23 protein-coding genes are annotated in these 23191 nt (G+C 63.6%); 12 read left to right on the forward strand and 11 right to left on the reverse strand.

What is annotated here, in order from left to right; translation table 11 throughout:
- Positions 1 to 79: 79 nt before the first annotated feature.
- The 5 genes from V4T21_RS18135 to V4T21_RS18155 form a co-directional block, all read right to left on the reverse strand.
- Positions 80 to 1135, reverse strand: coding sequence for a Gfo/Idh/MocA family protein (locus tag V4T21_RS18135; protein ID WP_332719539.1), 1056 nt, complete (start codon positions 1133 to 1135; stop codon positions 80 to 82).
- Complete coding sequence (locus V4T21_RS18140) at positions 1132 to 1974, reverse strand: carbohydrate ABC transporter permease (RefSeq protein WP_332719541.1); 843 nt, start codon at positions 1972 to 1974, stop codon at positions 1132 to 1134. The genes V4T21_RS18135 and V4T21_RS18140 overlap by 4 nt, the downstream gene beginning before the upstream one ends.
- Positions 1974 to 2903 (reverse strand): carbohydrate ABC transporter permease, encoded by a 930-nt coding sequence (locus V4T21_RS18145; RefSeq protein WP_332719543.1) that lies wholly within the window; start codon positions 2901 to 2903, stop codon positions 1974 to 1976. Before V4T21_RS18145 ends, V4T21_RS18140 begins: the two co-directional genes overlap by 1 nt.
- Before the next feature lie 193 nt (positions 2904 to 3096).
- A complete protein-coding gene (locus V4T21_RS18150; protein ID WP_332719546.1) occupies positions 3097 to 4365 on the reverse strand; it encodes an ABC transporter substrate-binding protein in 1269 nt (422 codons plus the stop codon).
- A gap of 64 nt (positions 4366 to 4429) precedes the next feature.
- Positions 4430 to 5332: an N-acetylmuramic acid 6-phosphate etherase gene (locus tag V4T21_RS18155; RefSeq protein WP_332719549.1), complete on the reverse strand. Its 903-nt coding sequence runs from the start codon at positions 5330 to 5332 to the stop codon at positions 4430 to 4432.
- Between the two features lie 281 nt (positions 5333 to 5613).
- Here V4T21_RS18155 and V4T21_RS18160 point away from each other — a divergent pair, with 281 nt between their 5' ends.
- From V4T21_RS18160 to nagA, 3 genes are read left to right on the forward strand one after another with little or no spacing between them, the layout of a single operon-like run.
- Positions 5614 to 6366, forward strand: a complete 753-nt coding sequence (locus V4T21_RS18160; protein ID WP_332719551.1) for a GntR family transcriptional regulator — start codon at positions 5614 to 5616, stop codon at positions 6364 to 6366.
- An 8-nt stretch (positions 6367 to 6374) separates the two neighbouring features.
- Positions 6375 to 7400: an SIS domain-containing protein gene (locus tag V4T21_RS18165; RefSeq protein ID WP_332719554.1), complete on the forward strand. Its 1026-nt coding sequence runs from the start codon at positions 6375 to 6377 to the stop codon at positions 7398 to 7400.
- A complete protein-coding gene (gene nagA, locus V4T21_RS18170; protein WP_332719556.1) occupies positions 7397 to 8548 on the forward strand; it encodes an N-acetylglucosamine-6-phosphate deacetylase in 1152 nt (383 codons plus the stop codon). The genes V4T21_RS18165 and nagA overlap by 4 nt, the downstream gene beginning before the upstream one ends.
- A 136-nt stretch (positions 8549 to 8684) precedes the next feature.
- On the opposite strand, the gene V4T21_RS18175 is transcribed toward nagA, so the two are convergent.
- Complete coding sequence (locus V4T21_RS18175) at positions 8685 to 9128, reverse strand: RrF2 family transcriptional regulator (RefSeq protein ID WP_332719613.1); 444 nt, start codon at positions 9126 to 9128, stop codon at positions 8685 to 8687.
- 152 nt (positions 9129 to 9280) lie between these two features.
- Between V4T21_RS18175 and V4T21_RS18180 the strand changes: the two genes are divergently transcribed.
- A complete protein-coding gene (locus V4T21_RS18180) occupies positions 9281 to 9625 on the forward strand; it encodes a VOC family protein (RefSeq protein WP_332719558.1) in 345 nt (114 codons plus the stop codon).
- Between the two features lie 150 nt (positions 9626 to 9775).
- Here the strand turns inward: V4T21_RS18180 and V4T21_RS18185 are convergent, their stop codons facing one another.
- Positions 9776 to 10723, reverse strand: coding sequence for an aldo/keto reductase (locus tag V4T21_RS18185; RefSeq protein ID WP_332719560.1), 948 nt, complete (start codon positions 10721 to 10723; stop codon positions 9776 to 9778).
- Positions 10724 to 10764: 41 nt separating this feature from the next.
- Positions 10765 to 11454 carry an ArsR/SmtB family transcription factor gene (locus V4T21_RS18190; protein WP_332719563.1) on the reverse strand — a complete coding sequence of 230 codons (690 nt, stop codon included), beginning with the start codon at positions 11452 to 11454 and terminating at the stop codon, positions 10765 to 10767.
- 74 nt (positions 11455 to 11528) lie between these two features.
- On the opposite strand from V4T21_RS18190, the gene V4T21_RS18195 reads away from it, so the two are divergent.
- From V4T21_RS18195 to V4T21_RS18220, 6 genes are all read left to right on the forward strand, one after another.
- On the forward strand, positions 11529 to 11876 hold the full coding sequence (locus V4T21_RS18195) for an antibiotic biosynthesis monooxygenase family protein (protein WP_332719565.1): 348 nt from the start codon (positions 11529 to 11531) through the stop codon (positions 11874 to 11876).
- 528 nt (positions 11877 to 12404) lie between these two features.
- A complete protein-coding gene (locus V4T21_RS18200; RefSeq protein ID WP_332719567.1) occupies positions 12405 to 13979 on the forward strand; it encodes an ABC transporter substrate-binding protein in 1575 nt (524 codons plus the stop codon).
- Positions 13980 to 14155: 176 nt separating this feature from the next.
- Positions 14156 to 15139: an ABC transporter permease gene (locus tag V4T21_RS18205; RefSeq protein ID WP_332719569.1), complete on the forward strand. Its 984-nt coding sequence runs from the start codon at positions 14156 to 14158 to the stop codon at positions 15137 to 15139.
- A gap of 3 nt (positions 15140 to 15142) precedes the next feature.
- Positions 15143 to 16081, forward strand: coding sequence for an ABC transporter permease (locus V4T21_RS18210; RefSeq protein WP_332719571.1), 939 nt, complete (start codon positions 15143 to 15145; stop codon positions 16079 to 16081).
- Positions 16081 to 17739, forward strand: a complete 1659-nt coding sequence (locus V4T21_RS18215) for an ABC transporter ATP-binding protein (protein WP_332719574.1) — start codon at positions 16081 to 16083, stop codon at positions 17737 to 17739. Before V4T21_RS18210 ends, V4T21_RS18215 begins: the two co-directional genes overlap by 1 nt.
- Positions 17740 to 17818: 79 nt before the next feature.
- Positions 17819 to 18544 (forward strand): SIMPL domain-containing protein, encoded by a 726-nt coding sequence (locus V4T21_RS18220; RefSeq protein ID WP_332719576.1) that lies wholly within the window; start codon positions 17819 to 17821, stop codon positions 18542 to 18544.
- A 146-nt stretch (positions 18545 to 18690) separates the two neighbouring features.
- Here V4T21_RS18220 and V4T21_RS18225 read toward each other — a convergent pair whose 3' ends face one another.
- Genes V4T21_RS18225 through V4T21_RS18235 form a run of 3 tightly spaced genes read right to left on the reverse strand, consistent with a single transcriptional unit; the run spans position 18691 to position 20730 of the window.
- Positions 18691 to 19086 carry a Fur family transcriptional regulator gene (locus V4T21_RS18225; RefSeq protein ID WP_332719578.1) on the reverse strand — a complete coding sequence of 132 codons (396 nt, stop codon included), beginning with the start codon at positions 19084 to 19086 and terminating at the stop codon, positions 18691 to 18693.
- On the reverse strand, positions 19083 to 19901 hold the full coding sequence (locus V4T21_RS18230) for an iron chelate uptake ABC transporter family permease subunit (protein WP_332719580.1): 819 nt from the start codon (positions 19899 to 19901) through the stop codon (positions 19083 to 19085). Before V4T21_RS18230 ends, V4T21_RS18225 begins: the two co-directional genes overlap by 4 nt.
- Positions 19894 to 20730 (reverse strand): ATP-binding cassette domain-containing protein, encoded by an 837-nt coding sequence (locus V4T21_RS18235; RefSeq protein ID WP_332719582.1) that lies wholly within the window; start codon positions 20728 to 20730, stop codon positions 19894 to 19896. Before V4T21_RS18235 ends, V4T21_RS18230 begins: the two co-directional genes overlap by 8 nt.
- 154 nt (positions 20731 to 20884) lie before the next feature.
- Here V4T21_RS18235 and znuA point away from each other — a divergent pair, with 154 nt between their 5' ends.
- A complete protein-coding gene (gene znuA / locus V4T21_RS18240; protein WP_332719584.1) occupies positions 20885 to 21814 on the forward strand; it encodes a zinc ABC transporter substrate-binding protein ZnuA in 930 nt (309 codons plus the stop codon).
- Between the two features lie 170 nt (positions 21815 to 21984).
- Positions 21985 to 23169 carry a zinc metallochaperone AztD gene (aztD, locus tag V4T21_RS18245; protein ID WP_332719587.1) on the forward strand — a complete coding sequence of 395 codons (1185 nt, stop codon included), beginning with the start codon at positions 21985 to 21987 and terminating at the stop codon, positions 23167 to 23169.
- The last annotated feature ends 22 nt before the right edge of the window (positions 23170 to 23191 follow it).

A 23191-nucleotide genomic window follows, 5' to 3' on the forward strand; every position in this document is an offset into this window, starting at 1 on the left:
CTTCTCCCACTGGGGGAGAAGGGGGGAGGTGTGGCAGCCGAAGGTGCTCCAAAGGGAGAGCGCGTATTCATCTCGATCATCACATATCCACCGGCTTGCCGGTCCGCACGCTTTCGTCGGCGGCGAGGCAGATGCGGAGCGATTGGACGGCGTCCTGCATGTGGCGGGTGAGGTCGATGTCTTCCACAATGGCGCGGTGCATATAGGCCTGTTCGGCGGCGCAGAGCGCGTCGTGGCCGGGCTCACCTTGCATGGAGAGCATTTCGTCCTCGTGGATGAATTCGCCTTTTTCGCCCAGATCGGCGCGATGGATGCGGATGCGGTCGGTCTTGGTGTGGGTTTCGTGATCGGACGATTTCGCGCCCTCGTCCATGACGATCGAGACCGAACCCCTTGGCGTCATGATGTCTTTGACGAAAAAGGCGGTTTCCGAGATCATCGGGCCCCAGGCGGCCTCGTACCAGCCGACCGAGCCGTCATCGAACAGCACTTGAAGGTGGCCGTAATTATACATATCGGGGGCGATTTCGTTGGATAGGCGCACGCCCATGCCGCGCACCTGGACGGGTTTGGCGTCGGTGATCTGGCACATGACGTCGACATAATGGACGCCGCAATCGACGATGGGGGAGGTGGTTTCCATCAGCGTCTTGTGGGTCTGCCAGAAGCGGCCGGCCGATTGCTGGTTGAGGTTCATGCGGAAGACGTAGGGGCCGCCGAGATTGCGGGCCTCTTCGATCAGCCGCACCCAGGAGGGGTGGTGGCGCAGGATGTAGCCGACGACGAGCTTTTTGCCCAGCCGCTGGGCGGTTTCGATGACGCGTTCGGCGTCGGCGACAGTGGTGGCCAGCGGCTTTTCGATGAAGACGTGGGCGCCCTGTTCCATCGCCGCGACGGCGTAATCGGCGTGGGTGTCCGAATAGGTGTTGATCGAGGCAAGGTCGGGGCTGGTCTCGGCCAGCGCCTCGGTGAAATCGGTGAAGTGCGGATAGGCTTCGAGGCCGGCCGGGACCGGAGCGGTGCCACGCGTCACCAGCCCGACGATCTCGTAGCCGGGGTGGTTGTGATAGGCCATGGCGTGGGCGCGGCCCATGTTTCCAAGACCGGCGACGAGGACGCGGATTTGGTCGCTCATTTGACGGCTCCCGAGGTGATGCCGCGGATCAACTGCCGCGAGAAGATAAGATAGAGAACGAGAACCGGGATGATGGCGAGGGTGAGCGCCGCCAGCACCGCGTTCCAATTGGTGACGAACTGGCCGATGAACACCTGCGCGCCCAATGTCACCGTCTTGGTGGCTTCGGCGGGGGCGAGGATCAGGGGGAACCAGAGGTCGTTCCAGATCGGGATCATGGTGAAGACCGCGACAGTCGCCATGGCCGGGCGGACCAGCGGCAGGACGAGGGTGAAGAAGATGCGGTATTCCGATAGCCCATCGACGCGGCCCGCGTTTTTGAGATCGCTCGAAACCGAGCGCATGAATTCGGAAAGAATGAAGATCGCCAGCGGCAGGCCTTGGGCGGTATAGACGAGGATCAGCGCGGTCAGCGTGTTGACCAGCCCGGATGCGACCATGATCTGAAGGATGGCGACGGTGCCAAGCCGGATCGGGATCATGATACCGAGCGCCAGGTAAAGACCCATCAGGGGATTGCCCTTGAACCGGTATTCGGAGAGCGCGAAGGCGGCCATGGCGCCGAACAGCAGCACGCAGAACAGCGACACCACGGTGACGATCAGCGAGTTCTGGAAATAGAGCAGGAAATTGCCCTGGCTGGTGACGGTCTCGAAACCGATCAGCGAGAAGCTTTCCGCATTGGGGAGCGCCAGGGGATCGTTGAAGATGTCGTGGCGCGCCTTGAAGGCGTTGATGACGATGACGAACACCGGAAACAGCGCGATCACCGTATAGGCGATGAGCACGGCGTGGGCGGCGATGGTGCTGGCAAGGGTGGTGCGGGCGGTGGAGGCCATCAGAACTGATACCTCCGCATGCGGGTCTGGATGCCGAACAGGTAGATGCAGACGCCGATCAGGATGATGAGGAACATCATGGTGGCGATGGCCGAGCCCATGTTGGGATCGCCCAATTGCAATTGGAAGCCGAAGAAGGTGCGATAGAGCAGCGTGCCCAATATGTCGGTGGAGAAATTGGGGCCAGCCTGGGCGCCTTGCGTCACGTAGATCAGGTCGAAGGCGTTGAAATTGCCCACGAAGGTCAGGATCGAGATGATGCCGACGGTAGGCAGGATCAGCGGGAGCTGGATCTTGAAGAACTGGCTGGTGCCGGTGACCCCGTCGATCTCGGCCGCTTCGATCACCTCATCGGGGATCGAGAGCAGGGCCGCGTAGATCAACATCATGGGGATGCCCACGAACTGCCAGACCGAGACGAGAGCGAGCGTTGTGAGCGCCGCGCCTTCCTGCCCTAGCCAGGGGGCGAAGAGGGACCGCAGCCCGATGGCGTCGAGCATGTTCGGCGCGATGCCCCAGAGGGGGGAAAGAATCAACTGCCAAGCAAAGCCCACGATCACGAAGGAGAGGATGGTGGGGATGAAGATGGCGGTGCGGTAAAAGCCGCGCAGGCGCAAATTCGGGTTGGAAAGGATGGCGGCGAGCAGGATGCCGATGGGATTTTGCACCAGCATGTGGATGAAGAAGAACCAGAAATTGTTGTAGAGCGCGTTCCAGAACGAAGCGGCCCAGCGCGGGTTGAAGAACAGCGTCTGGAAATTGGCGAGGCCGACGAAGGCGCGCTGGCCGTCGACTGTGTTGAACAGCGACTGGATGAGGGTCGAGAACAGCGGGATGATCATGATGGCGGTGTAAACCAGCACCGCCGGGGCGAGGAACACGGCGATATGCCAGCGGCGCGGGGGCTTGTGCTCGGTGGTTGCCGTCATGGGTGATCCTTGGGCGGTGAAAGTCACGAGAAGCGCCGTGCCGTTTGGAGGCGTTGGTGCTGGATTCCGGGAATAAATCCCGGAATGACAATCGAGAGTTCGGGGCAGAGCATTGCCTTACTCCCAAGCTGTCACCCCGGGATTTATTCCCGGGGTCCAGTTCAGCGTCGGCAAGGCCCAACGGCTTGCAAGCTTATTCGTACATGCCCGGCGTGTACCAGCTATCGAGGCCCGCCTGGATCGCCGCGCCGGCGTCTTCGGGGGATTCGGTGCCGGCCAGAACGTTGGCGGCGTGCAGCCAGTTGTCGTTTTCCAGGTTCGGCGTGCCGCGCGAGAGAATCTGATAGGTCGGCCGGATGGTCGATTCACAGGTCTCGCGCCAGGAGACGAATTCGTTGGCGAGCTCGTTCTCGATGGTGACCGGCTCGCTCGAAAGCGCAAAGAAGCCGGGCAGGGCGTTGGAATAGAGCGAGGCGAATTCGCTCGATGCGACCCAGGAAAGGAAGGTGCGGGCCGCCTCCGCGTTGGGGCTGGCGGCGTTCAAGCCGATGCCGATGTCGTTATGATCCGAGATGTAGCAGGTGTCACCACCGGCCGCGATCGGGGGCGGGAAGGCGCCCATGGCGAAATCGGCCTGCTCCTCGAACAGCGCGATTTCCCACGAGCCGGCCGGGAAGATGGCGGCACGGCCCAGGGTGAACAGGTTCTGGCTGTCGGGATAGGTCTGGGCCAGATAACCATCGCCGGCATACTCGCCCCAGCGGGCCAGGACCCGGAGCGGTTCAATCCATTCCTCGTCGGTAAATTTGGCTTCGCCCGCGATCAGGGCCTGACGGCCTTCCTCGCCGTGCCAATAGGCCGGCCCGATATTGTGATAGCCCATCGAGGCCGCTTCCCACTGATCGACGGCGCCGATGGCGAGGGGGATATAGGTACCATCGGCCTGGATGGCGTCGAGGACGGCGAAGAACTCTTCTTCGGTCGTGGGTTCTTCGAGCCCGAGTTCGGCGAAGGCGTCGGCGTTGTAGATGAAGCCGTGGATCACCGAGGCCATGGGGACGCAGAAGGTTTGGCTGCCGTCATCGGTCGACCAGGCCGATTTGGCGACGTCGGAGAAGTTCTCCATGCCGTCGAGATCGGTCAGGTCGGCGAGCTGGCCGGCCTGGAACAAGGCGAGCGAGGCGTCGAACGGGCGGCAGGTGATGATGTCGCCGGCCGAGCCCGCGTCGAGCTTGGCATTGAGCGCCGCGTTGTATTCGGTGGGCGCGGTGGGCTGGAATTCGACGTTGATTTCCGGATGGGCGGCCTCGAAGGCCGGGATCAGCGTCTGCTGCCAGATGGTCAGATCGTCATTGCGCCAGCTTTCGATGACGAGGGTGGTTTCCTGTGCCACGAGCGGGGATGCGGCCAGGGCGAGAACGAGCCCGGCACTGCCGCTGAGCAGTCTGGTTTTGGTGATCATGATGGTTCCTCTCTTTGTTATCCCATCCGGCGGACCGGAGGGGGATTCCCTTTTTATTGTCGGCTCAGGCCGCGCCCAGAAGGGCGAGCGCCTTGCGCACGACACCGCCCGATCGCGCGAGCAGGTCCCGCGCCTCGGCCGGATTTTTTGCGCCCGCGGCCACAAGGATCGCGGGCTTGACGTCATTGTTGGCGGCGGCCATGGCCTCTGCCGCGATGTCCGGGGCAACGCCCGCGGCGCGCGCCACGATGCCGGTGGCGCGCAGCACCAGCTTGGCGTTGTCGGCGGTGACGTTGACCATGAGATTGTCGTGCACATGGCCCATGCGCACCCCGATCAGGGTGGAGAGCATGTTGAGGGTGGCCTTCTGCGCCGTGCCGGCGGCCATGCGGGTGGAGCCGGAAATCACTTCCGCTCCGCTGGCGAGCAGGATCGCGACGTCGGCTTCCGCAAGCAGCGGAGTATTGGCGTTGCCCGCGATGCCGGCGGTCTTGGCCCCGGCGGCCCTGGCGGCGCGCAGGCCCGCAACCGTGTAGCGCGTGGTGCCACTGGCCGAAAGGCAGATGACGAAATCATTTGGCCCGATGCCAGCGGCGGCGATATCGGCGGCGCCCGCTTGCGCGTCGTCCTCCGGGCCGCCGAGCAATTCCTCGGTCATGGCCAGCCCGCCCGCCATCAGCACCAGGATACGGTCCCGCGCGATGCCATAGGTCTGGGGGATTTCGAGCGCGTCGGTGAGCGCGATGAGGCCGGGACTGCCGGCGCCCATATAGACGAGACGCCCACCGGCCCGGAGCGCGGAGGCCGCGAGTTCGGCGGCGCAGGCAATCTGGGGAAGGGCGGGCGCAACGGCATCAAGGCCGCGTCGCTGACCGTCGAGAAGGGCGCCCAGGATAGCGGTATCTTCCCATGCGTCGAGACCGGCGTAGCGGGGGTCTCCGAATTCGGTCGATACCGGCGCGCTCATGGACGCGGCCCTCCCGCCGAATTTCCGATCTGCATGTCGCCCCTCGATTGCATGCATAATCCTCCTAAGTCTTCGATAGTGCCAAAAAAATACCACTTGTCCAGTGGGTGTTACGATTTTCTTACATCCATCTCCGCGGGAAATTGAAAAACCGCCTAAATTTCGGGGTTCTGGAATGGATTTTCCGAATTTTCAGTTCTGAGCGCTTTCCCAATGGCCTGATATTGGTATTATGAAGGTCAACAAGGGGCGCTTCGGCAACGCGAGGCGGGGAGCGGTCGATGAATTTGACCATAGAGGATATCTTCCGGCAGACCGCGCAGGGGCGGGGCGGCGGGCCGCTCTATCTCAAGCTCCGCCGCTCGATCGAGGATGCCGTCAATTCCGGGCTGATCAATCCCGGCGACGCCCTGCCTTCGGAACGCGATATCGCGGCGACCGCCGACGTTTCGCGCGTGACGGTGCGCAAGGCGGTGCAGCATCTGGTGGCCGACGGGATATTGATCCAGCGGCATGGGTCGGGGACATTCGTTGCGGCGCGCATCGAGAAGGTGGAACAGCCGCTTTCGACATTGACCTCCTTTACCGAGGACATGGCGCGCCGGGGGCGAACGATGAGCAATCTCTGGCTCGACAGGGGGCTTTACGACCCTTCCCCGCAGGAAGCGGTGGTCCTGGGGCTGGGGGCAGGCGAGAAGGTGGCGCGGGTCAACCGGTTGCGCATCGCCGACGGCAATCCGCTGGCCATCGAGCGCGCTTCGCTCGCCGCCTCGATCCTGCCCGACCCCGGCGCGATCGACGCTTCGCTCTATGCCCATCTCGAACGGGATGGCAACCGCCCGGTACGGGCGATCCAGCGGCTCGCCGCCGTCAATCTGGAGCGACAGGACGCCGATCTGCTCGACGTGCCCGTGGGGGCGGCGAGCCTCAAGATCGAGCGCACCTCCTATCTCGCCTCGGGGCGGATTATCGAATTCACCCGCTCCATCTATCGCGGCGACGCCTATGATTTCGTCGCCGAACTCAGACTGTAAGGATTGGCATGACACAGACCCATATGAAGCGCGAAGTGGCCGAGATTCCCGGCGTGGTCGAACGGCTCCTGACGGAGGGTCGCGGCGCGCTCGATGAGGCGGCCCGCGCGCTCAGGGCCGCCGAGCCCGACGTGATCGTCACCGTGGCGCGCGGGTCTTCCGACCACGCGGCGACCTATTTCAAATATGCCTGCGAACTGGCGACAGGGGTGCCGGTGGCCTCGGTCGGCCCTTCGATCGCTTCGATCTATGGGGTGGATTTAAAGCTCGGGCGGGCCGGGGCGATCGGGATTTCCCAATCGGGGAAAAGCCCCGATATCGTTTCGATGCTTTCGAGCGCGCGCCGCTCCGGGGCGACGGCGATCGCCATCACCAACACTGTGGATTCCCCGCTGGCCGAAGCGGCCAACCATGTGGTCGATATCTGCGCGGGAACCGAGCAATCGGTGGCGGCGACCAAGACGTTCGTGACCTCGGCGGTGGCGGGGTTGGCCATCGTCGCCGGCTGGAGCGGGGACGAGCGGCTGCTCGGCGTGCTCGAGGGCTTGCCCGAGGCGCTGGAAAACGCGCTCAATTGCGACTGGTCGGCACTGGTCGAGGCAACGGCGGACGTCAATTCGCTCTACGTGCTCGGGCGCGGGCCGGGCGCTGCCATCGCCAGCGAAGCGGCACTCAAATTCAAGGAAACCTCGGGGCTGCACGCCGAGGCCTATTCGACAGCCGAAGTGCTGCACGGGCCGGCGGCGATCGTTGAGGCGGGATTTCCGGTGCTGGCGCTGTGCGTCGCCGACAAGGCGCGCGCCTCGATCCTCGAAACCTGCGATCGTCTCGCCCGGCAGGGCGGCACCGTGTTCGTGACCGATCCCGAACCGGGGGCGGGAACCGCGCTGCCGGTGGCGCGCACCGGCCATCCGCTGACCGACCCTATCGCGCTCGTGGTGTCCTTTTATGGCTTCATCGAAGCGCTGGCCCGGCGGCGGGGCTTTAATCCCGACGAGCCGCCACATCTGCGCAAGGTGACGGCAACGCTATGAGCACGCTTGCGATTTCAGGAGTGCCGGTGTTCGACGGCGAGATCTGGCACGAGGGACGGGCGCTCGTTGCTGCCGATGGGAAGATAAGCGGGATCGTCGCGTCGGACGAAGTTCCGGACGACGCCGAGCGGGTAGCGCTTTCGGGCGGCATGCTGGTGCCTGGTTTCATCGATCTGCAGGTCAATGGCGCGGGTGGGGTGCTGTTCAACGAGGACCGCACCGTGGAGGGATTGGAAAGGCTGTGCGCGGCCAATTTCCAGTTCGGGACCACGGCGCTGCTGCCCACGCTGATCACCGACACGCGGGAGGTAACGCGCGAGGCGCTCGATGCCGGGGCTGCCGCGCATGCGGCGGGGGTGAAGGGATTTGCGGGGCTCCATATCGAGGGGCCGCATCTGTCGGTGGCGCGCAAGGGGGCGCACAATCCGGGCTATATCCGGCCGATGGAAGAGGCTGACCTCGAAGCGCTGCTCGCCGCACGGCGGGCCATGCCGGCACTTTTGACCACTGTGGCGGTGGAATCGGTTGCCCCCGAGCAGATCGCCCGGCTGGCAGAGGGCGGGGTGAGGGTTTCGCTCGGGCATTCCGATACCGGATTTGACGGGGCGGCCGCCGCGATCGAGGCGGGCGCTTCGATGGTGACGCATCTGTTCAACGCCATGAGCCAGTTGGGCAATCGCGAGCCCGGATTGGTGGGCGCGGCACTTGCCCATGGGGTTTGGGCCGGGCTGATCGCCGACGGCATCCACGTCGATCCGGCGACTATCGGGGTGGCGCTGCGCGCCAAGACCGGGCCGGGGCGGATATTGCTCGTCACCGACGCAATGTCGCCCATGGGCACGGACATAGCGGGGTTCGCCCTCAATGGCCGCGAGATTATACGGGCCGACGGCGCGCTGCGGCTGGCCGATGGGACGCTCGCCGGAGCCGACCTCACCATGATCGAGGCCGTGCGGTATATGCATGGCAAGATGGGGGTGGTGCTCGAGGAGGTGTTGCGGATGGCCTCGCTCTATCCGGCCCAGGCAATGGGGCTGACCGATGGCATGGGGCATCTGGGGGCGGGTGCCACAGCGTCTATGGTGCATCTCTCCGATGGGTTGGAGGTGCAAGGCGTTTGGGTTGGAGGTGAGAGGGTTTGGGGATAGGCCTCTGGCATGCCGCTTGTCGCAAGCGCTGCGCTCTCCTCATTCCGCCCTCCGCTTCGCGTCGGCCACCTTCTCCCCTCAAGGGGCGAAGGAAAGCCCGACGCAGGCGTTGCCGCGCCTTATGGCGTCCGCTGCCTCAAGCATTCACCGCCCGTTCGAGCACGTCCACTTCACCCACGGCGTCGGCCAGGGTGGTGCGGTCGAGGACGGCGCGGGTGGCGTCGGTGACCTTGGCGAAAACGTGGCGGATTTCGCAGTCGTCCTCGCTCTTGCAATCGATGCAGCGGCGATAGGCGATCTTTGAGAGGCAGGGGAGCGGGGCGATGGGGCCGTCGATGATGCGCAGCACCTCCCCGAAGCTGATCTCGGCGGGCGCCTTGAGCAGCAGATAGCCACCGGCCTTGCCGCGCCTGGACATCACGATGCCGCTGCGCTTGAGTTCGAGCAGGATCTGCTCGAGGAATTTCTTCGGGATATCCTGGTCGGTGGCGATTTCCGAGATCATGAGGCTTTCGCCCTGGCCGGCGCGGGTGAGCGCCACGAGGGCGCGCAGCGCGTAGCGGGCTTTCTGCGAAATCATCGACACGGAAACGAACGCTCCTTTCGAGGGATGCCGGGGGATCGCGGCAATCCTGTCATAGTTGCCGCGGCAAATGGGCGCAAGAACTATACCGCTTGACCATTCACCAAGGCTTAAGGCCAAATGCCGGTCAAGGCACAAGGGAGGCGGGGATGGCGCAGGCGACGGGGATAGGCGGCGTGTTCTTCCGCGCACGCGACACCGAGGCGCTGGCCCGATGGTATGAGACCCATCTGGGGGTCAAAGGGTTCTGGGAGCAGGAGGCCGGGATGACCGTCTTTGCGCCCTTCGCGCGTGAAACCGGCTATTTCCCCGCCGACAAGCAGTGGATGATCAATTTCCGCGTCGACGATTTGAGCGGGCTCATGGACGCGCTGTCGGCGGCGGGCATCCCGATCGAGACGCGGGCGGAATGGGACACTCCCGAGACAGGACGCTTCGCGCGCATTCATGATCCCGAGGGCAATCCGATCGAGCTTTGGGAACCGCCGGCGTAGGAGCGTTGTCGACCAATGAGGTTGTTGGCGGAGAGGCTGCTGCTGGACCCCGGGAATAAATCCCGGGGTGACAGGTGGTTGGGGTCGCATGGCGCAGAACCGAAGCTCAGCAGCGCAGTCAAGACCGCTAACGGGTGCTTTGAGAACTGGCTACCGGCCTGCGGCGGTAAGCGCGTCGAGCTGGCCGGCGCTAAGAGCCAACCGCGCGCCGCGGGCGAGGCTTTCGACCTGTTCGACCGAGGTGGCCGAGGCGATGGGGGCGGTGACACCGGGCTGGGCGGCGAGCCAGGCGAGCGCGATTTCGGCGTGGCTGGCGCCGGTCTGGGCGCCGACCTCATCCATGGCCGAGAGGATCGCCAGACCCTTTGCGTCGAGATAACGGCTCATGCCGCCGCCGCGCTGGGATTTGGAGAAATCGGCCTCGCTGCGGTATTTGCCGGTGAGGAACCCCGAGGCGAGACCGTAATAGACGATGACGCCGATCTGTTCGGCCAGGACGAGCTCCTGCACGGTGCCTTCGAAGCTGTCGCGCGAATAGAGATTGTATTCGTTCTGCAAGACCTCGTAGCGGGGCAGGCTCTCGCTGGACGAGACTTCGAGGGCCGCTGCCAGCAGGGGCGCGTCGTAATTCGAGCAGCCGATATTGCCCACCTTGCCGCTCGCCTTGAGGTTTTCGAAGGCGCGCAGGGTTTCTTCATGGGTGACTGTGGGGTCCGGCCAATGGGCGAAATAGAGATCGATGTGATCGACGCCCAGCCGGCGCAGGGACGCCTCGCACGCAGTTTCGACATAGGCCGCCGAAAGGTCCTTGGTGTCCTTGTCGAGCCGTGTGCCCACCTTGGTGGCGATGGCGACCTTGTCGCGGTGGCCGCGCGATTTGAGCCAATTGCCGATGATGGTTTCCGATTCGCCGCCCGAATTGCCCGGCACCCATTTGGAATAGGAATCGGCGGTGTCGATCAGGGTGAAGCCATTGCCCGCATAGGCGTCGAGTACCGCAAAGCTTTCGGTTTCATCCAGCGTCCAGCCGAAGACATTGCCGCCCAGAACGAGCGGCTCGATGGAAATGGAGGTGCGGCCGAGACGGCGGAGGGTCATGGAAATGCTCCTTGATGACGGATCGATTGCGAAAAGGGGGATCAGCCGCGATAGGGCGGAAAGGTTGAGTGGAACTGGTCGAGTCCCTGGGGGGTGAAGAGGACGGCGCGGCTTGTCGTGTCGCGCCGGGCCCAGCCCAGGGTTTCGACGCGGGAAAAAAGCGCCCGGCCCAAGCTGCCGGCCAGATGTGAGCGGCGCTCGCTCCAGTCGAGACATTCGCGGCAGACCGTGCCGCGCGAGCGTTGGAGCGCCGCAAGATCGATGCCCAGCGTTTCGAAGAACGGCGTCCCGCGTTGCGATATGCCGAGCCCCGACGGGGTGACTTCGAGCAGGCCGCGCGCAGTGAGGCTTTCGAACATCTGCACGCCCAGATCGCCGGCCAGATGGTTGTAGCAGACCCTGGCGTTGCGCAGTGCCGTATCGGCGGGGCCGGTGCGGGTGCGCAGATGGCCCGAACGGGCGGCCAGCCCCATGAGCGTTTCGAGTGCGCTGGCCACCTCCGAACTGGCCAATGCGAAATAGCGGTGCCGGCCCTGGCGGCGCATGACCAGCATGCCGCCCTCGCGCAATTTGCCCAGATGCGCGCTGGCGGTCTGCAGCGTGATGCCTGCCTCGCACGCCAGCTCGGTCGCCGTCAGCGCCTTGCCGCTCATCAGCGCGACCAGCATGTTGGCGCGGGCCGGTTCACCGATCAGCGCGGCGGCGTGGGTGATGTCGGGGCCTTCCTTCATGGTTCGACGCTAACCGAAGTATGGATGAGCTTCAAGATGCTAGGAGATGGCATCGAACTTTAGGGAGAGAGACAATGATCGCGGTGATCTTCGAAGTGAAACCTGAGACGGGGCGCGGCGATGAATATCTCGATATCGCCGCGGCATTGCGGCCCGAACTCGAACGGATCGAAGGCTTTGTTTCGGTCGAACGGTTCGCGAGCCTTTCGACGCCGGGCAAGGTGCTCTCGCTTTCGTTCTTCGAAAGCGAGGAGGCGGTGGCGGCATGGCGAAATACCGGGGCGCACCGGCGGGCGCAGCAGGCGGGGCGGGACAATGTCTTTGCCTTCTACCGGCTGCGGGTCGCCCATGTGCTGCGCGATTACGGCAAGACCGAACGCGAGGAAGCACCGGCCGATAGCTTGGTGGTTCATGGCGGCTAGGCGGCCCCAGAAGCGGTTGCGGCGGGGGGTAACGAGCGGCGTCTCGAGAGCGGGGATTCGAGGCGGAAACGGCGCTTAGGTGGGCGATAGCGATTGGTCCACGATGGCAACCAAAAAATTTTCGCCAATTGTTCGAACAGGTCGTACTCGCAGGTACGCCCAAGCTCCCCGGAATTTGGCGGTTTTTTGACCGGATGGTCAAAAAAGGACAGCTATGCTGACATAAACGTGTTGGACTTACCCATTGCACGAACAAACAAAAGACGCTTTGTTGCCGTCTCGGCGCGCAACGTGCGAACGTTGCTGGCCCCAAGTCGCAGGGAGGGATCATCATGCAAAACGATAATCCCTGCATTAAAAGATCAACAGAGAGTGCTTGTTCGTCCGGCCGTGCAGTTTCGATATATTAGACCCAAGCGTCAGTATTTCGTGCCTGTTCGTCGGGAGCGGGTACGGTCTGTATGATGGCTTTCACCACCGGTGGCCCCAAAGCCACCGGTGGTGATTCATTATAAGGGGAACTCCAATATGCGAATTATGCTAACCGGCATCGCGGCGCTCATGGCCTCTTCGATGCTCGTGGGGGCGGCCAGCGCGGAAACGCTCCGCTGGGCCCGCAATTCGGACGCGCTCACGCTCGATCCGCACTCCCAGAACCAGGGCACGACCCACAATTTCAACCACCATATCTACGAAACGCTGCTCGACCGCGACGTCGAGGGCAACCTTCAGCCGCGCCTGGCGACCGATTGGTACGTCAAGGAAGGCGACGAGACCGTATGGGTCTTCGAGCTGCGCGAAGGGGTGACCTTCCACGAGGGGCAGGAATTCACCGCCGAGGACGTGGTGTTCTCCATCGAGCGCGCCAAGAGCGAAAATTCCAACATGCGGCAGCTCCATGCCGACGTTGAAAGCGCGACCGCAGTCGACGATTACACCGTCGAGTTCCAGATGGCCGGGCCCTCCCCGCTCTATCCCAACAACGTTACCAACACCTTCATCATGGATGCGGGCTGGTCCGAAGAGCACGACCTGCAGCAGGTCCAGGATTTCGGCGCCGGTGAAGACAATTACGCCGTGCGCAACACCAATGGCACCGGCCCCTACGTGCTCACCGAGCGCGATCCGGACGTGCGTTCGGTGCTGACGGTCAACGAGAACTGGTGGGGCGAAGCCCCGGCGGTGACCGAGATCATCTATACCCCGATCGCCGACGATGCGACCCGCGTCGCCGCGCTGCTTTCGGGTGAAGTCGATCTGGTCCAGGACGTGCCCGTGCAGGACATCGAGCGCCTGGCCGGTACTCAGGGCATCAAGGTCGAGACCGGCCCTGAAAACCGCACGATCTATTTCGGCTACGCCATGGATGACGAGCCGCTGCTCTCGTCCAACGTCACCGACGAGAACCCCTTCGCCAACCCGCTGGTGCGCGAAGCCATGCAACTCGCCATCGACCGCCAGGCCATCCAGCAGATCGTGATGCGCGGCCAGTCGATCCCGACCTGTGTCAACATGCCTCCGTTCGTTTCCGGCTGGACCGAGGAACTCGACGCCTGCCCGGCCGTCGATCTCGACCGCGCCCGCGAATTGATGGCCGAGGCCGGTTACGCCGATGGCTTCACTGTGACCCTCGATACGCCCAACGACCGCTACATCAACGATGAAGCGATCAGCCAGGCCGTCGTCGGCATGCTCGGCCAGATCGGCATCGACGTGACGCTCGCCTCGCGGCCGATTGCCCAGCACTCGCCGTTGATCCTCAACAACGAGACCGATTTCTATCTCCTGGGCTGGGGCGTCCCCACCTTCGATTCCGCCTATATCTTCAACGATCTGGTTCACACCAAGACCGATGAATACGGCACCTACAACATCGGGCTCTATTCGAACCCCGAGATCGACGAGATGATCCAGTCTCTGGGCACCATGACCGATCTGGAAGCCCGCGATCAGGTGGTCGCCGATATCTGGAACCAGGTGCAGGAAGACAATCTGTTCCTCACCGTCCACGTTCAGGTGCTGGCCTATGCGATGCGCGATAACATGACTCTCGCCGTGCATCCGGAAAACCAGCCCATGATCACGACGGTCAGCTACCAGTAGCCGGACCCTTTCAAACGCGCCGCGCCACGGCTTGGCAAAGTTGTGGCGCGGCGTTTCGTTTGACGCGCCAATTGTTCCGGCCGCGAATTCCTATACAATTTCATCGCATCCAGCCCAGGTCGCCCGTGTGAAGGCGCGCCCTCGGCATCTCGCGAAAGCGCTTACGGAGACCACCCATGCTGGCCTTCATTCTCAAACGGATCGGGCAAGCCATATTGGTGATGCTCGCCGTCTCGTTCATAGCCTTCATCATGTTCCGCTACGTGGGCGATCCCGTCGCCTCGATGGTGTCCCAGGAAGCCACGATTGCCGACCAGGAACAGTTGCGTGAGCGGCTGGGGCTGAACGATCCGTTCTATGAGCAGTATTTCAGGTTCCTGGGCAACGCGCTCCAGGGCCAGTTCGGCATTTCCTATCGCCTGCAGACGCCGGTGGCCGACCTCATCCTGTCCCGCCTGCCGGCCACGATCGAGCTGGCGCTGGTTTCCGCGACCATCGCCCTGACGCTGGGGATCGTGCTCGGCGTTTTCACCGCCCTCAATCCCAAGAACTGGGCGGCAGCGGCAATCATGGCCTTTTCGCTGGTGGGGGTGTCGCTGCCGACCTTCCTCATCGGCATCGGGCTGATCTACATCTTTGCCGTCGAGTTGCAATGGCTGCCCAGTTTCGGGCGCGGGCAGGTGGTCGACATGGGCTGGTGGACGACCGGGTTTCTGACCGAAACCGGGCTGCGCTCGATCATTTTGCCGGCCATCACGCTTTCGCTGTTCCAGATGACGCTGATCATGCGGCTGGTGCGCGCCGAAATGATGGAAGTGCTGCGCCAGGACTATATCAAATTCGCGCGAGCGCGCGGGCTCTCCAAGCGCGCCATCAATTTCGGCCACGCGCTCAAGAACACGCTGGTGCCGGTGATCACCATCACCGGGTTGCAGCTCGGTTCGGTCATCGCCTTCGCGATCGTCACCGAAACCGTGTTCCAGTGGCCGGGCGTGGGCTCGCTGTTCGTCAACTCGGTGGCCGTCGTCGACGTGCCGGTGATGTCGGCGTATCTGATGTTCATCGCCTTCGTGTTCGTCGCGATCAATCTGATCGTGGATATCCTCTATTACGTCGTCGATCCGCGCCTGCGGATCGGTGGCCCGGCTCGGGGGAACTGACCCATGAGTGAACTTTCGGCCCAGGCCCCTCGCGGGCGACTCGCCCGGATCGCCGATTCCGACATCTTCTATTCCTACCGCACCTCACCGGTCGCTATCGTCGCCTCGATTGTCGCGGTGGTGTTGATCCTGGCCGCCGTTCTGGCACCCTGGATTGCGCCCTACGATCCGTTCAACCCGCGCACCCTCAATCTGATGGATGGGTTCACCAAGCCCATGAGCGAAAGCTTTGCGGGCAATTACTTCGTTCTGGGTGCCGACCATCAGGGCCGTGACGTGCTCTCGACCATCCTGCACGGTAGCCGCGTCTCGCTGTTCGTGGGCCTGTCGGCGACCCTTTTCGCCATGGTGCTCGGGGTCGGTCTGGGGCTGGTCGCGGGCTATCGCGGCGGGCTGGTCGATGCGATCATCATGCGCATTGCCGATATCCAGCTCTCCTTTCCGGCCATCCTGATCGCGCTGCTGATCTTTGGCGTGGCGCGCGGGCTGATCCCGGCTAGCCAGCAGGAAAATACAGCGCTCGTGGTGCTGATCCTCGCCATCGGACTTTCCAACTGGGCGCAGTTCGCGCGCACGGTGCGCGGCGCGACGATGGTCGAGCGGCAGAAGGATTACGTGTCGGCGGCGCGGATCATGGGGGTCAATCCCTTCTTTATCCTCGTGCGCCACATCCTGCCCAATGTGGTGGGGCCCGTACTGGTCATCGCCACCATCGGGCTGGCGCTGGCCATTATCGAGGAGGCGACGCTGTCCTTCCTCGGCGTTGGCGTGCCGCCCACCCAGCCATCGCTGGGAACGCTGATCCGCATCGGCCAGCAATTCCTGTTCTCCGGGGAATGGTGGATTTTGTTCTTCCCCGCCCTGACGCTTATCCTGCTCGCGCTTTCGGTCAATTTGCTCGGTGACTGGCTGCGCGATGCGCTGAACCCGAGGCTGCGCTGATGGCTGAACCGCTTCTGTCCGTTGAGGACCTCAAGGTCGTTTTCCACTTGCGGCGCGGCGATTTCACCGCCGTCGACGGGATTTCCTTTTCCATCATGCCCGGCGAAGTGCTGGGCGTGGTGGGGGAATCGGGGGCCGGAAAATCGATGACCGGCACCGCCATCATGGGGCTTGTCGACCGGCCCGGCGAAGTGAGCGCGACAGCGATCAAGCTCAAGGGCGAACGGATCGACGGGCTCGATGAAGAGGGATACCGCAAGATCCGGGGAAAGCGGATCGGCATGGTGTTCCAGGACCCGCTGACCAGCCTCAACCCGCTCTATACTGTGGGCGAGCAGTTGATCGAAACCATCCGCAGCCACCTGCCGCTCTCGCACGATCAGGCGAAAAAGCGCGCCATCGAGCTTCTGGCCGATGCGGGCATTCCCAACCCCGAAGAGCGGATCGGTGCCTATCCGCATCAGTTTTCGGGCGGAATGCGCCAGCGCGTGGTGATTTCGCTGGCGCTGGCGGCGGAACCCGAACTGGTGATCGCGGACGAACCGACCTCGGCGCTTGACGTTTCGGTGCAGGCCCAGATCATCAAGGTCTTAAAACGGCTCTGCGCCGAACGCGGCGTGGCGGTGATGCTCATCACCCACGACATGGGCGTGATCGCCGAGGCGGCCGACCGCATGATCGTCATGAACAAGGGTAAGATCGTCGAGACGGGGACGGTGGCCGACATCATCCTGCGGCCCAAGGAAACCTATACGCAAAAGCTGATCGAGGCCATTCCCTCGATCAAGGCGCAGAACCCGCGCTTCGCCGCGGCAGCGGCCAATGGCGCGGTGTCGGCGGAAGAAAAATCCGACGCGCTGGTGGTTGTCGAAAACCTCTCCAAGGAATTCGACCTCTCGCCCTCGATGCTGTCCCGGATCACCGGGCGCAACCGCAAGATCGTTAAGGCCGTCAACGACGTGTCCTTTACCATCGCGCGCGGCCAGACCTACGGGCTGGTGGGCGAGTCTGGATCGGGCAAATCGACCTGTGCGCGCATGCTGGTAGGCCTGCTGCCCCCGACGGCGGGAAGCGTCAAGGTGGAAGGCATCGACATCTGGCGCGACCGGCAGGCGGCGGCCAAGCGGCGCTCGAAAATCCAGATGATCTTCCAGGACCCCTATGCCAGCCTCAATCCGCGCTGGCGAGTGGGCCAGATCATCGCCGAGCCTATGCGGGCGCTGGGGATCACGAGGAATGCCGGCGAGATCGCCGACCGCGTCGCGGACCTGCTGCGCCGCGTGCGGCTGGACCCCGAGGCGATGCGGAAATACCCGCATGAATTCTCGGGCGGCCAGCGCCAGCGCATCGCCATCGCCCGGGCGCTCTCGAGCCAGCCCGAATTCATCATCTGCGACGAGCCCACTTCGGCGCTCGACGTTTCGGTCCAGGCCCAGGTGCTTGAACTGATGAGCCAGCTCCAGGAAGAGTTCGGGCTGACCTATCTGCTGATCAGCCACAACCTCGCCGTGGTGCGCCAGATGGCCGATGCGGTGGGCGTGCTCCACAATGGCGTGCTGGTGGAGAACGCGCCGGTCGAGGATATCTTTGGGGCACCCAAGGCGGACTATACGCGCATGCTGCTCGACGCGGTGCCCGATATCGCCAAGGTGGCGTAAGGGTCGCCCAAAACCTGCCACGATTGAAGCGCCCCATCGGTGAACTCGCCGGGGGGCGCTTTCGTTTGGGGTCCAATCCATGCAATCGATTTCCCGTATTCTCGCGGCGCTTCTCGTCGCCATCGGCATCGCGCTGGCCGGCTGGCTGGGTGGGCAGGCGCTTGTCGAATCCCGCCAGCCGATCCGCACTGTGACGGTCAAGGGACTGTCGGAACGTAACGTCACCGCCGACGTGGCCCATTGGCCGATCAAGTTCGTGGCGACGGGGCCGACGCTGGAAGCGGCGCGGGCCCAACTTGAGACGTCCGATGGAGCGGTGCGCGATTTCCTCACCGGGGCGGGGTTTGCCCCCGAGGCGATGAATGTCCAGAACATCCTCGTCGAGGACCGTTTGGCCGGCTACAACGCCTCAGGCACGCCCGACGAGGCGCGGTTCGTTCTGACCGAGGAGTTGATCGTCACCTCAACCGATGTCGAGGCGATCGCCGGGGCGTCGCGCAATATCGGCGATTTGTTGCGGGCCGGGGTGGTGTTTTCATCCGACAGCTACAATGCCGGGCCGAGCTATATCTTTACAGCGCTCAACGATTTGAAGACCGACATGCTGGCCGAAGCGACCCAAAGGGCGCGCGAGGCGGCCGAGCAGTTCGCCGAGGAAGCGGGCGCGCAAGTGGGGACCATCCAGACAGCCAATCAGGGCGTGTTCGAGATTCTGGCGGCGGTGGAAATCCCCGACCAGCGACCCGAAAAGCAGATGGACAAGAAGGTGCGCGTGGTGACGACGATCACCTATTTCCTGGAGTAGGGAAAGGCTGCTGCTGGATTGCGGGAAGGGGGAGTCAAAGGCGACGACCCCGGCGAACTTTTTCGCCGCCCCGCCGGAGGGGCAGCATTTTTCATAGCGCTGCTTTAGCGCGTCATGAAAAACGCGGTGCGCCCCGTGAGGCAAAACTAAGCAGCGCAGGCGCGGCAGTCGCCGCGGATTTCCATCGTCGTGCGTTTGACCACGAACCCCTCGCGGTCGGCCCAGGCCTTGAGGCGGTCGCGGACCACGTCGTCGGAAAATTCGGAAACCTGGCCGCAGTTTTCGCAGATGGCGAAGGCGATCAAGCCCGAGGCGTGGCAATGGGGCTGGGCGCAGGCAACGAACGCGTTCATCGATTCCAGCCGGTGAGCGAGGCCCATGTCGAGGAGCTTGTCTAGTGCGCGATAGACCTGGAGGGGCGCGCGCAGGCCTTCGTCGCGCAACTGGTCGAGCAGCGCATAAGCGCTCATGGGCGCTTCGGCTTTTTCCAGCCGGTCGAGGACGAGCGATTGATTGCGGGTGAGATCGGAATGGGCGGTCATGGCGAGACGGCTCCTTTGGGCCCGGTCTTTGTCGGGATGGGCACGATGGACGTTATGGCGAAAACCCCCAGCGCCGCAACCACGATCGATGGGCCCGAGGGTGTATCGAAGTGCAGCGAGGCCCAAAGGCCGGCGAGGACAGCGGCGATGCCGCCCAGGGCGGCATAGAGCGCCATCTGTTCGGGGGTCTTGGCCAGCCTGCGGGCGGCGGTGGCGGGGATGATCAGCATGGCGGTGATGAGCAGGACGCCCAGGATCTTCATGGCGATGGCGATGAGGCCGGCCAGCAGCACCATGAAGATCAAACGCGTGCGCTCGGGGTTGAGGCCCTCGGCCTGGGCGATTTCCTCGGAAACGGTGCCGGCCAGCATGGGGCGCCAGAGCCAGGCGAGAACGCCGAGCACCACGATGCCCCCGCCATAGATCAGCGCCAGGTCGGTCACCGAGACGGCGAGGATATCGCCGAAGAGCAGCCCCATGAGATCGATGCGGACATTGGGCATCAGCGAGACCAGCACCAGTCCCAGTGCCAGGGTGGAATGGCTGAGAAGACCCAGAAGGGAATCGGCGGACAGTGTGCCCCGGCGCTGCAGGAACCCCAAAAGCAGCGCGATGAGCACGGCGATGACGAAGACCCCGGCGATGGGGGAAAAGGAAAAAAACAGCGCCAGGGCGACGCCGAGGATGGCCGAATGAGCCATGGTGTCCCCGAAATAGGCCATGCGCCGCCAGACGATGAAGCTGCCGAGCGGGCCGGTGATCGCCGCAAGGCCGATGCCAGCCAGGAGCGCGCGGGTGAAAAAGCTCTCAAGCATGACCTTGCCCCTTCCCGTCGTGATCGCAATGGGGGCCGTGGGCGTGGTGGTCGAAATGGAGATGGCCCGAGGCGTCGCGCACGCTGCCGTCGGGGAGGTGCGCGTGATCGTGCTCGTGACGGTAGATGGCCAGCGTTTCGGCGGCGTGGGGGCCGAACAGCGCGGCATATTCCCCGCTTGCGGCGACGATATCGGGGGTGCCTTGGCAGCAGACATGGCCGTTGAGGCAGATTACCGTATCGGTGCGGGCCATGACCACATGCAGATCGTGGGAGATCAGCAACACGCCGCAGCCGGTCTCGTCGCGGATGGTGCCGATGAGGTCGTAAAGCGCGATCTCGCCGGAAAAATCCACGCCCTGCACCGGCTCGTCGAGGACGAGAAGGTCGGGCCTGCCGATGATGGCGCGGGCGATCAGGGCGCGCTGGAATTCGCCGCCCGAAAGCGAATGGATCTGCGCCTGGGCGAGATGGGAAATGCCCACGGTGTCCAGCGCGGTGGCGATTTCGGCCCTTGTGTGCCGCTTGGTCAATCCCATCAGCCGCTCGACGGTCATCGGCAGCGAACGATCCATGGCGATCTTTTGCGGCACATAGCCGACCGAAAGCTTGGGCGCGCGCCAGACGGTACCCTCGTCGGGTTTCAGGATGCCCAGCGCGGTCTTGACCGTTGTCGATTTGCCCGAGCCATTGGGACCGATCAGCGTCACGATCTCGCCGCGCGCGATGGACATGTCGACGCCGCGCACCAGCCAGCGGCCGTCGCGGTTGACGCCGATGCCCTGGACCCTGACGATATCGTCGCGGTGTGGCGCCACGGAATTTTTCATGCTTGGTTCAGCCCTTGTCGGCCGCGGGTTTCGAGGAAAAAGCGGGCAACCACTTTCCCCCGATGCGCGTTTAGCGGATTGACAGCGATGTAAACGTTATAGCATTACATTGCCGTGTAATGTCATAACATAGTTGCCCGGAGCCGTTCCGACAATGCCCAATAAAGCCCTCGCGCTCATCGTGCCCGCCGCTTTTGCCCTTCTCGCCGCCAACCCGGCGCTTGCCGCCCCCAATGTTCTCGCCAGTCTCAAACCCATCCACTCGCTGGTGGCCGGGGTGATGGAGGGGGTGGGCGAGCCCAACCTCCTGGTCGAAGGCGCCGCCTCCGAGCATGGCTATGCCATGCGCCCCTCCGATGCCGCCAAGGTCGAAGCCGCCGAAGTGATCTTCTGGGTCGGGCCGCAGATGGAAACCTATATGACCTCGATTCTCGATACGCTGGGCGGGGACGCGACCATCGTGCCGCTGATCGGTGTCGAGGGGATAGAACTGCTCCCGCTGCGCGAGGGCGGGCTGTTCGAGCCCCATTCGCATGGGGATGAGGATGGGCACGATCACGATCATGATCATGCCGACGCCCATATCTGGCTTTCGCCCGACAATGCGCGCCTGATGGTGGCCGCGATCGCCGATGCGCTGATCGCCGCCGATCCGGACAATCAAGAGGCCTATAATGCCAATGGGCAGCGCCTGGTCGCCGAGCTCGATGCCCTGAGCGCGCGGGTGGACGCACAGCTCGCGCCCGTGCGCGGCAAATCCTTCTTCGTCTTCCACGACGCCTATCATTCCTTCGAGCACAGCTTCGATATCGAGGCGACCGGCAGCTTTACCGTCAATCCCGAGATTGCGCCGGGGGCCGGGCGGCTGTCCGAAATCCGCGATGTGGTGAGCGAGGCCGATGCCGTGTGTCTTTTCGCCGAGCCGCAGTTTTCGCCCCAGGTCGTCGAGAGCGTCGCCGCGGGGACGGGCGCGCGGCTGGGCACGCTCGATCCGCTGGGCGCCGATATCGCGGATGGACCCGGGCTTTATTTCACGCTGATCGAAAACCTTGCGACCAGCCTCACCGATTGCCTTGCCGACTGAGACAAAGCCGGTTTGCCTGCCGGACCCGGTTGGCCGGGCATAGGGACGGGAGCGTGCGGTGATGCTCCCGTCCCGCCTGATCTTTTCCACACGGCTGTGGTGCGAGCCTTTTTCGGGTTTCGATCCGTCAGCAATTGTTACGTTATATCGTATAATGAAAGGAAGACGAGATGCGTTCAAATTCTCTGCGCGCCATGCTGCTGGCCGGCCTGGCCCTGCCCGGATCGGTCTTGGCCAATGAGGTGACCCTCTATCGCGCGTTTGTCGCCGACCAAGCGGAATCCACCGTCAGCGTCATCGATCTGGAGGCCGGCGAAGTGGCTCAAACCTTCACGCTCCAGGGGCCCGCGCGGCTCTATGGGACCGCGAGCGGCCAAACCGTCTTTGCCGTACAGGGCGACAACGACATCGTCCAGGCGATCTCGACCGGGATCGCCATCGACGATCACGGTGACCACGGGGATATCGAAATCAGCGAACCCGAACTCATCGATGGAGCGGTCGAGGGTGACTATCCGGTCCATTTCGTCGAGCATCACGGACAGATTGCGCTGTTCTTCGACAATGAAGGAGTGGCGAAAATTGTCGGAGAAGCGGGGTTCGGCACCGATGAGCCGCGCATCGTTTCCGCAGGCGTGCCCCATCACGGGGTTGCGGCGGCCTATGGCGATTACGTGCTGATCACCGAGCCGCATCCCGAGGACCCATCCGAACTGCCGGTCGGGGTCAATGTGCTCGACGGAAACGACAACAGGGTCGGAGAAACCTATCAGTGCCAGGGGCTGCACGGGGAGGCCAGCTCGGGCAATCTGCTCGCCATCGCCTGCGAGACGGGCCTGCTGCTGGTGACCGACAGCGCGCAGGGCCCCCAGGTGAGCCATCTGCCCTATGGAGACGAGTTGCCCGAGGGCAAGGTTTCGACGCTGCTGGGCGGGGTGGGCATCCAATATTTCCTCGGCAATTTCGGCGCCGACCGGGTGGTTTTGATCGACCCGGCCGAGGAAAGTTTCGATCTGGTCGATTTGCCGACGCGGCGCGTGCATTTCGCGCTCGATAATGTGCGGCCGCAATGGGCCTATATCTTCACCGAGGACGGCAATCTGCACCGGCTCAATACGCTTTCGGGCGAGATCGCCGATACGCTCGCGCTCACCGAACCCTATTCCATGGACGGCCATTGGGCCGATCCGCGTCCGCGCATCGCTGTGGCGGGGGACGAGATTCTGGTGACTGACCCCAGGGAAAGCATCATCCACCGCATTGATGCCGAAGCGTTCGAAGCCGTCGGCGAGATCGCCGTACCCGGCTTGCCCTATGAAGTCGTCGTGGCGGGCGGTTCGGGCGCCGTGCACTGACTTTGGAAGGGGCCGTCTTCGG

It is taken from the genome of Pelagibacterium mangrovi (genome assembly GCF_036662815.1).
GTDB lineage: Bacteria > Pseudomonadota > Alphaproteobacteria > Rhizobiales > Devosiaceae > Pelagibacterium > Pelagibacterium mangrovi.

Bases quoted from the DNA above. Each gene is read 5' to 3' on its own strand.
- V4T21_RS18135 (WP_332719539.1), bottom strand. From the start codon at position 1,135: ATGAGCGACCAAATCCGCGTCCTCGTCGCCGGTCTTGGAAACATGGGC.
- V4T21_RS18140 (WP_332719541.1), bottom strand. From the start codon at position 1,974: ATGGCCTCCACCGCCCGCACCACCCTTGCCAGCACCATCGCCGCCCAC.
- V4T21_RS18145 (WP_332719543.1), bottom strand. From the start codon at position 2,903: ATGACGGCAACCACCGAGCACAAGCCCCCGCGCCGCTGGCATATCGCC.
- V4T21_RS18150 (WP_332719546.1), bottom strand. From the start codon at position 4,365: ATGATCACCAAAACCAGACTGCTCAGCGGCAGTGCCGGGCTCGTTCTC.
- V4T21_RS18155 (WP_332719549.1), bottom strand. From the start codon at position 5,332: ATGAGCGCGCCGGTATCGACCGAATTCGGAGACCCCCGCTACGCCGGT.
- V4T21_RS18160 (WP_332719551.1), top strand. From the start codon at position 5,614: ATGAATTTGACCATAGAGGATATCTTCCGGCAGACCGCGCAGGGGCGG.
- V4T21_RS18165 (WP_332719554.1), top strand. From the start codon at position 6,375: ATGACACAGACCCATATGAAGCGCGAAGTGGCCGAGATTCCCGGCGTG.
- nagA (WP_332719556.1), top strand. From the start codon at position 7,397: ATGAGCACGCTTGCGATTTCAGGAGTGCCGGTGTTCGACGGCGAGATC.
- V4T21_RS18175 (WP_332719613.1), bottom strand. From the start codon at position 9,128: ATGATTTCGCAGAAAGCCCGCTACGCGCTGCGCGCCCTCGTGGCGCTC.
- V4T21_RS18180 (WP_332719558.1), top strand. From the start codon at position 9,281: ATGGCGCAGGCGACGGGGATAGGCGGCGTGTTCTTCCGCGCACGCGAC.
- V4T21_RS18185 (WP_332719560.1), bottom strand. From the start codon at position 10,723: ATGACCCTCCGCCGTCTCGGCCGCACCTCCATTTCCATCGAGCCGCTC.
- V4T21_RS18190 (WP_332719563.1), bottom strand. From the start codon at position 11,454: ATGAAGGAAGGCCCCGACATCACCCACGCCGCCGCGCTGATCGGTGAA.
- V4T21_RS18195 (WP_332719565.1), top strand. From the start codon at position 11,529: ATGATCGCGGTGATCTTCGAAGTGAAACCTGAGACGGGGCGCGGCGAT.
- V4T21_RS18200 (WP_332719567.1), top strand. From the start codon at position 12,405: ATGCGAATTATGCTAACCGGCATCGCGGCGCTCATGGCCTCTTCGATG.
- V4T21_RS18205 (WP_332719569.1), top strand. From the start codon at position 14,156: ATGCTGGCCTTCATTCTCAAACGGATCGGGCAAGCCATATTGGTGATG.
- V4T21_RS18210 (WP_332719571.1), top strand. From the start codon at position 15,143: ATGAGTGAACTTTCGGCCCAGGCCCCTCGCGGGCGACTCGCCCGGATC.
- V4T21_RS18215 (WP_332719574.1), top strand. From the start codon at position 16,081: ATGGCTGAACCGCTTCTGTCCGTTGAGGACCTCAAGGTCGTTTTCCAC.
- V4T21_RS18220 (WP_332719576.1), top strand. From the start codon at position 17,819: ATGCAATCGATTTCCCGTATTCTCGCGGCGCTTCTCGTCGCCATCGGC.
- V4T21_RS18225 (WP_332719578.1), bottom strand. From the start codon at position 19,086: ATGACCGCCCATTCCGATCTCACCCGCAATCAATCGCTCGTCCTCGAC.
- V4T21_RS18230 (WP_332719580.1), bottom strand. From the start codon at position 19,901: ATGCTTGAGAGCTTTTTCACCCGCGCGCTCCTGGCTGGCATCGGCCTT.
- V4T21_RS18235 (WP_332719582.1), bottom strand. From the start codon at position 20,730: ATGAAAAATTCCGTGGCGCCACACCGCGACGATATCGTCAGGGTCCAG.
- znuA (WP_332719584.1), top strand. From the start codon at position 20,885: ATGCCCAATAAAGCCCTCGCGCTCATCGTGCCCGCCGCTTTTGCCCTT.
- aztD (WP_332719587.1), top strand. From the start codon at position 21,985: ATGCGTTCAAATTCTCTGCGCGCCATGCTGCTGGCCGGCCTGGCCCTG.